The sequence below is a fragment of the Thermogemmatispora sp. genome (genome assembly GCF_019683635.1).
In the GTDB taxonomy this organism is placed as follows: Bacteria; Chloroflexota; Ktedonobacteria; order Ktedonobacterales; family Ktedonobacteraceae; genus Thermogemmatispora.
In genome coordinates, this window is record NZ_JADGIA010000266.1 from 1 (window position 1) to 5,943 (window position 5,943).

Sequence of the window (5,943 nt, forward strand, 5' to 3'; positions counted from 1 at the left end):
TGAAAATTTTCAGAATGCTGGGATTGATCATCACAGTGAATTTCTATTTAAGATGAAAGACGATCAATAGAGATATAGCCTCCCCAGCTTCATCCTGTCAAGGGGACGGCTAGGCAGAAGAAGGGCAGTTTACAGACAGGGTCTAGGCAACGCTCTTCTCTAGAGCAGAGACTGGCGGAGCAGGTGAAGAGGGCCGGGCCTGTCCCGCCGAGGGGGCGCCGTTGATTCCGAGCAACTGGACTGTAGTTGACTTTTCGCGTAGATCAGGTACACTTATAGCTGAGCAGGGAAGCCTGTTTAGAGAAAGCAGCTCACCAGCGGCGTCTCCGTGTCTTCTGCGATCTTCTCTTCTCTCTCCGCCACTGACGAGACGATCGCGACGCCAACTCAGATTGAGGTTGAAAGGAGCACTGGTCAATGAAAAGGATTTCAGCCCTGCTGCTCTCGCTCTCAGCAGTCTGTTGTCTGTTGCTCTCCCTGGCGCTTGCCGTGCTACTTGGTGCGGCTCCAGTGCACGCCGCCTCGGGAGCCCCCGAGGCAACCGTTCCCGTCGCCTCTGGTTGTCTGGCGGCGGCGCCATCGAAGCAGCAAGTCGCGGTGGGACAGCCCGCCCACATTGTCATTACGGTCTCCTGCTATCCAGCGATCCCCTCTCCCATCGTAATTGTGGACTGGGGGGATGGTAGCCTCTCCAAGTATCCTGTATGCGCGGCTGCCTGTCCAGTTCCGCCGGTAGAGCTGGTTGCTGCTCACAGCTACGCTAAGGCTGGCACCTACCAGCCGCTCATCTGCCTCTCCGGGGAGGGTCCGATTACACCTCTGCCCGAGTGTGTCAGCGTTGAAGTGATTGTTGTGCCTCTCACGCCGCAGCCGTTGAGCTAGGTCTGCTCTTCACTCACTGGCGCGCTGGCTGGTGGCCAGGACAAGGGTGGGCGGGGTCCGTTCCGTAAGGAGCACCAATGTGCAGAGCTGGCCCTGCCCGCCGGGAGCCAGGAAGGATGCTTCCCTGCTCGCTCCCAGCCGGTCAGGGCCAACCGCGGCAGAGGAGATGGCCGTGGGTGGTGCGCGGCTCGCTCCTGTGCATGTCTGTGCAGGAACCAGAGCTGAGCGGTCTGCCGGCGGAGATTAGACCAGGCGGCGGCGTCCCCAGATCAAGACGTGCAGCTGCGGCAGCACGCGCACGTTGTACTGATCCCAGAAGGGATCACGCACACGCTCAGCCAGCCAGGCCAGGGCCGCGGGATAGTCTGGCAGGGCGGCATCGCCCTCCGGCTGCACGATAATTGGCAAGCGACGCTCTTTGAAGAGCGGATGAGCTTCCAGCAAGGAGCGCAGGGCCTGCTCGTCGTGGGCGTCGCGCACGACGAACTTCCACTGTTGGTGCTCAGGCTCCAGGCTGTGTAAAAACTGCTCAATGACTGGATGGCGCAGATAGTTTGCGCCGCTCCCGGCGCTGGGCAGCTTGGGCGAGAGGCTCCACAGGTCGATCAACGGCACGGCCAGCGCTGGAAAGATCGTGGCGTTCGTCTCGACCGTCAGATGGTAGCCCTGGGCTTTCAGCAGGGTCGCTAGCTGCGGCAGCTCCTTCTGTAGCGTTGGCTCACCGCCGGTCAGTACCACGTGGCGGGCGCCCAGGGCGGCCACGCGCTCCGCCACCGTTGCGGGCGAGAGCGTTTCCCAGCTGCCGCCCTCGCGCACGCTCCATGAATACTTGGTATCGCACCACGAGCAGCGCAAGTTGCAGGCGAAGAAGCGCACGAAGGTTGTCGGTACCCCCATCAGGCTGCCCTCACCCTGGATCGAGCGATAGATCTCCATGACTAACATCGTCAGAAGCCTGTCCGTTTCCTCCCTCGCTGATGTTTCCCGGTCTTGTAGGCCGTGCTACGGGGCTGTTCTGCCACTCTTGCTTTCTGGCCGGCGACGTGCCCGCCGCGACGGCAGAGCAGGGCAGAGCAGGAGAAGGTCGTCGGCTGAAACCAGTGCAGCGAGTCTGGTTTGCCCTCCTGGCTAGATTTTCTCTGGTCTGTCAATCGGTCCGGCTGCTCTACTGCTGGCTCTTGCGCGGAGGCCGTAGGGGAGGGCGCAGGAGCCAGAGCCGTTGTTTGTTGCACAAGATATAAATGGATGAAAAAGAGTCTTTACTCTGTGAGTCGCATATGCTATTCTTAGAACGCATCCTGAGATACTAAATATTTTTGCAGTAAAAAATACTGCAACCCCGATAGGATGGGCCTTGAGGTCAAATGGACCGATAGGCAGAGCAAGCCAAGCGGTTGGCAAGACGGGCCTGGCAGCATCTGATCGGAGAGGACTTTCTGGTAAGCGCTTCCCCTTTTGTGGTGAGGAGAGAGATGGGGAAGGGTAGCCAGGGCGGACACTCTACGCAGAGTGCGACTCAGTCGCTATGGCGACGGGACCCGTAGAAGAGGAAAGGAGCTAATGACTATGGAAGAGGCAGGACAAGCGGGGGAAGCCGGTATCTCAGAAGCTTTGCCCCATGAGCTGCTCATCCTGCATCTGATTGCCACCGGAATTGTGCGCTATCAGGAGCAATGTAGCGCTGGTCCCGGCGGGCTGGTTGTCGTAGACGGCAGCTACCCCAAGCCGCTGCAAAGGGGACTAGACTTGCTCAACGTGCTGCGTTATCGGCGGGGCCTGCCGCTCATCAAGAGCGTGGTCGATCTGCTGGCCTGGTGTCGCAGGCCGCTCTCCGAGTGGTCGCTCGATCTGGATCGGGCGGCTCCCGGCTGGAAGCTGATGGACCAGGAGGTACTATTGCATGGGCGCTGGCCATCGCAGCTCTGTCTTGAGCTGGCCTGCTCGACCGACGACGTCGAAGCGGATCTGATGGAGCGGGATTTCATCGGGCGTATCCTGGCCCGTTGCCGTCTCTATCAGAGCCCGGAGGCCTATGTCTGCTTCCGGCGCTGGTTGATTGAGCATCCGGTGGTTACCGGGAAGGAGCTGCTCGAATGGGGAGCTGCCTCGCCGGTCATGGAGCCGCTCCGGGAGCTGCTCCGCGAGGCGTACGTAGAAGCTCCCTATGAAGCCATGTATCACAATCACTTTTATTGCTGCCCCAACTGTGGGGCCTTGCTGCAGCCAGATCAGCGCGGGAGGAGCCTGGTTTGTGTGATTGATCGCTGTGGTCAACGCTCGCTGCCCCTCCAGACCGTTACCGAGCCGGGGGGCCTGTCGCTGCGCCGGCTTGACCCTCTAGAGCAGGTGCGCTGCCTCAAGCGCGGGTTGCTGTGGTTTGTGATGTGGCCTGGCCGTGCAGAGTTGCGACTAGAGCGCCGCTTACGCGAGCAAGGGATCAAGGTGGAGCTGTGGCCCGATTACGATCGCTACGATCTGCGCGTCGTGGTAGCTCGGGCAACCCTGGCCGTCGATGTCAAGGATTGGAGCAACCCTTATCTGCTGGCGCGACATGTCAAGCAGAATGGCTGGCCGGCTGAAGCGGGTGACCAATTCTACTACGTCTTCCCCCAGGAGCGTCGGAGCCTCCAGCCAGACTATGTACGCGCCTTTACGGCGGCCTACGATACCCTCCGCGGTCCTTCGCTGGCCGCAAGCGGCATCAAGGTGGCTTTTGAGGATGACTTTCTCAGAGAAGTTTTGGAGATGTGTTGACGAGGAAAGTGACAATGCGCGATCTTTCGAAACAATGGAAGATGGTAGAGAAGAAGCTGCGGGAAGCGCTGTCGAAGCTGAGCCAGCTCGCGCAAGCTGCCGAAGAAGACGGAGCAGCAGCCCCGTTGATGGTCGATGCCCGTCGCCTGGCCGAGGTGGAGCTGGGCCTGACCCTGTTGAGCGAGGTAGCGCCGGCGGCCTCTGCCCGGGCCCTATGGGTGCTTCTGACCGGCTACTCATTCGCCTTGCCTGAACTCCACTCTTCTCATCAAGAGCATGTACAGATGATCGGTGTAGCTCGCCATCTATTGCTGGCCTATAAAAATGCCCGGCACTGGGAGCGGGCCTTAGCGGACTATACCAGGGTCAGCGAGCTGCTGCGCCTGTACGATGTGGATCTCCAGACCGGGCGCTATAGCCGGCGTCCGGTCAGCCTCTATCCCGAGCGGCTGGCGCTCTATCAGCAGCTCTGCCGCCAGCCGCTGCCCCATCGCGAGCGCAAGCTGCGCCTGGCCCCGGCTGGGCGCTACCTCTGCAGAAGCGGACGTCGACGTACAACGGTCATCATCCCGCCGGATCTAGCGCTGCCTTCTTCCTGGCCGCCGGGCCATCGACTTCCCGAGCGGCGCCAGCACGAAGCGCTTGCGATTCCCTGGGCCGAGCTCCTGGAGACTGCGGAGTGGCTCGATGAGCAGGAAGCGCTGCATCAGCTCGCGCCGCGGCAGTGGCGCCGCGCACTAGAGCGTATTCAGCTCTATCTGGCCCCCGATGAGAACAGCGAATTTCAAGCGGCGGATGTCCTGCGACTGGAGGGAGCCCTCCACATGGTAGGTATGGTAGGGACTGGCAAGACCACCTTGATGGACGTGCTCGCGGTTTGGGCGGCGCGGCGAGGCAAGCGCATCACCCTGGTTGTCGGAGATGTAACGAGCCTGCTGGAGCGGGTCCAGTACTTTCGCAGCCTGGGCCTGAGCGCGTCGCCCGTGCTGGGGGCGACAAACCGTGTCAAGCACCGGAGGCAGCTGCATCAAATGCTCTCATCTGTCTATAGCGAGCACCCCATAGAACAGGAGCATATGGGCTTTGATTACACCAGCAGCGCCTGCCTGCTCAATGGACTATGTAGCGAGGCGTCGCCGCCACTGGACACCGATGCCCCGCCCTGTCTGACGCTGCGAGCGGCGGAGGAGGAAGAGCCGGAGCCAGACGGAGAAGGCGAAGAGGACCGGGCCCATGCCGGCGCAGAAGAGGATGAGCTGGTCCAGCTGGGAGAGGGCCAGCGAGGTCGCAGCTATGCCTGCCCTTTCTATGGCGCCTGCCCCTCCCATCTTGGGCAGCGCGAACTGGTTGAGGCGGCCATCTGGGTCGCCACTCCCCAGAGCCTGATCTACACCAGCGTTGACCCGCAGCTCTGTCCTCCCCATCTGCGTTTCCTGGAGCTGGTCTATCGCCTCTGCGACCTGGTGGTCGTCGATGAGGCTGATCGCGTCCAGGTGCAGCTTGATGAGCTGTTCAGCCCGGCGTTGACCCTGGTAAGTAAGGGGGGCGATTCCTGGCTCGGAACCTTGCTCAACAAGGTGCCGGCGGCGCTCTACCGCGAGGGGCTGGGACAGGTGCGCGATGAGAGCGTGCAAGCCTGGGTCAGGCGCCTCCATCGAGCCAACGAGGCGGCGGTGAGCATCTATGGCCTGCTCCTGCGCGAGCGGGCGCTCATGGAATGGATCACCAGACAGGGCAGCTACTTTAGCAGCCTCACGCTTCTCGAAAAACTGACTGTTGCTGTCTGTGGTATCTCAAGAGTTCTGGATCAGGCTGAGCAGGAGAGACGCTATAAGGAGTTCTGGCCGCCGCTGGCCCGCTTCCTCGACGATCCGCTAGGGGAGCGCGGCGAGCATGAGCTCGCGGCTCTAACGCGCCAGGTCATCAGTCTGCCAGACGATGAACGAGTGCGCGAGCAGCTGCGGCGCTGGCTCCAGCGGCAGCCGTTCGTCTGTCTAGACGAGCAGGGTCTAGAGATCTGGACTGTGCGTCTGCAGTTTGCCCTCTTGCTGGAGGTCCTGGCCGATAGCCTGGATGCCCTGATCCACGATTGGCGGGAGATGGAGGCTCTCTTTGGCCTCGAAGGCAGCAGCGCGACGCTCTTCTACAGCCCACCGCCCGATTACGCTCCCCTGTTACCAGATGCCCCAATGGGCAACATCCTTGGATTTCAATATGTACGCTCATCCGAGCGCGCCTCAGAGCCGGGGGAGCTGCGCTTTTTCCGCTGCATGGGCGTCGGGCGCTGGCTCTTGCTGCACCTGCATG

3 protein-coding genes and 1 pseudogene are annotated in these 5,943 nt (G+C 61.4%); 3 read left to right on the forward strand and 1 reads right to left on the reverse strand.

Annotated elements, in window-relative coordinates:
* The first annotated feature begins 417 nt into the window (after positions 1 to 417).
* Positions 418 to 882 carry a hypothetical protein gene (locus IRZ31_RS19620; protein ID WP_297156902.1) on the forward strand — a complete coding sequence of 155 codons (465 nt, stop codon included), beginning with the start codon at positions 418 to 420 and terminating at the stop codon, positions 880 to 882.
* Positions 883 to 1,125: 243 nt separating this feature from the next.
* Here IRZ31_RS19620 and IRZ31_RS19625 read toward each other — a convergent pair whose 3' ends face one another.
* Positions 1,126 to 1,827: a 7-carboxy-7-deazaguanine synthase QueE gene (locus tag IRZ31_RS19625; protein WP_297156904.1), complete on the reverse strand. Its 702-nt coding sequence runs from the start codon at positions 1,825 to 1,827 to the stop codon at positions 1,126 to 1,128.
* 621 nt (positions 1,828 to 2,448) lie between these two features.
* Between IRZ31_RS19625 and IRZ31_RS19630 the strand changes: the two genes are divergently transcribed.
* Both IRZ31_RS19630 and IRZ31_RS19635 read left to right on the forward strand, forming a co-directional pair.
* Positions 2,449 to 3,636 carry a hypothetical protein gene (locus tag IRZ31_RS19630; protein ID WP_297156908.1) on the forward strand — a complete coding sequence of 396 codons (1,188 nt, stop codon included), beginning with the start codon at positions 2,449 to 2,451 and terminating at the stop codon, positions 3,634 to 3,636.
* Positions 3,637 to 3,650: 14 nt separating this feature from the next.
* A pseudogene (locus IRZ31_RS19635) lies at positions 3,651 to 5,943 on the forward strand (hypothetical protein); the annotation flags it as partial.

Excerpts from the sequence above, each read along its gene's own strand:
- IRZ31_RS19620 (WP_297156902.1), top strand. The coding sequence starts at position 418 with ATGAAAAGGATTTCAGCCCTGCTGCTCTCGCTCTCAGCAGTCTGTTGT.
- IRZ31_RS19625 (WP_297156904.1), bottom strand. The coding sequence starts at position 1,827 with ATGTTAGTCATGGAGATCTATCGCTCGATCCAGGGTGAGGGCAGCCTG.
- IRZ31_RS19630 (WP_297156908.1), top strand. The coding sequence starts at position 2,449 with ATGGAAGAGGCAGGACAAGCGGGGGAAGCCGGTATCTCAGAAGCTTTG.